Annotated in this window: 1 rRNA gene; it reads right to left on the minus strand. The window is 54.8% G+C overall.

Annotated features, from left to right (window positions below):
• Window positions 1-44: 44 nt before the first annotated feature.
• Window positions 45-1,586: ribosomal RNA gene (locus tag C1Y43_RS23405) — 16S ribosomal RNA — on the minus strand.
• Window positions 1,587-1,588: the final 2 nt, after the last annotated feature.

Consider the following 1,588-nt stretch of genomic DNA (forward strand, 5'->3'; position numbering starts at 1 on the left):
ATCAGACAATCTGTGTGAGCACTTCGCGGGAAGGTATCTTCAGGTAAGGAGGTGATCCAACCGCAGGTTCCCCTACGGTTACCTTGTTACGACTTCACCCCAGTCATGAATCACAAAGTGGTAAGCGCCCTCCCGAAGGTTAAGCTACCTACTTCTTTTGCAACCCACTCCCATGGTGTGACGGGCGGTGTGTACAAGGCCCGGGAACGTATTCACCGTAGCATTCTGATCTACGATTACTAGCGATTCCGACTTCATGGAGTCGAGTTGCAGACTCCAATCCGGACTACGACGCACTTTATGAGGTCCGCTTGCTCTCGCGAGGTCGCTTCTCTTTGTATGCGCCATTGTAGCACGTGTGTAGCCCTGGCCGTAAGGGCCATGATGACTTGACGTCATCCCCACCTTCCTCCGGTTTATCACCGGCAGTCTCCTTTGAGTTCCCGGCCGAACCGCTGGCAACAAAGGATAAGGGTTGCGCTCGTTGCGGGACTTAACCCAACATTTCACAACACGAGCTGACGACAGCCATGCAGCACCTGTCTCAGAGTTCCCGAAGGCACCAAAGCATCTCTGCTAAGTTCTCTGGATGTCAAGGCCAGGTAAGGTTCTTCGCGTTGCATCGAATTAAACCACATGCTCCACCGCTTGTGCGGGCCCCCGTCAATTCATTTGAGTTTTAACCTTGCGGCCGTACTCCCCAGGCGGTCGACTTAACGCGTTAGCTCCGGAAGCCACGCCTCAAGGGCACAACCTCCAAGTCGACATCGTTTACGGCGTGGACTACCAGGGTATCTAATCCTGTTTGCTCCCCACGCTTTCGCACCTGAGCGTCAGTCTTCGTCCAGGGGGCCGCCTTCGCCACCGGTATTCCTCCAGATCTCTACGCATTTCACCGCTACACCTGGAATTCTACCCCCCTCTACGAGACTCAAGCCTGCCAGTTTCAAATGCAGTTCCCAGGTTAAGCCCGGGGATTTCACATCTGACTTAACAGACCGCCTGCGTGCGCTTTACGCCCAGTAATTCCGATTAACGCTTGCACCCTCCGTATTACCGCGGCTGCTGGCACGGAGTTAGCCGGTGCTTCTTCTGCGGGTAACGTCAATCGGCGAGGTTATTAACCTCACCGCCTTCCTCCCCGCTGAAAGTACTTTACAACCCGAAGGCCTTCTTCATACACGCGGCATGGCTGCATCAGGCTTGCGCCCATTGTGCAATATTCCCCACTGCTGCCTCCCGTAGGAGTCTGGACCGTGTCTCAGTTCCAGTGTGGCTGGTCATCCTCTCAGACCAGCTAGGGATCGTCGCCTAGGTGAGCCATTACCCCACCTACTAGCTAATCCCATCTGGGCACATCCGATGGTGTGAGGCCCGAAGGTCCCCCACTTTGGTCTTGCGACGTTATGCGGTATTAGCTACCGTTTCCAGTAGTTATCCCCCTCCATCGGGCAGTTTCCCAGACATTACTCACCCGTCCGCCACTCGCCACCCAAAGAGCAAGCTCTTCTGTGCTGCCGTTCGACTTGCATGTGTTAGGCCTGCCGCCAGCGTTCAATCTGAGCCATGATCAAACTCTTCAATTTAA

Origin of the sequence: Pantoea sp. ICBG 828, from assembly GCF_002928355.1 — a bacterium.
Taxonomy (GTDB): domain Bacteria; phylum Pseudomonadota; class Gammaproteobacteria; order Enterobacterales; family Enterobacteriaceae; genus Pantoea; species Pantoea dispersa.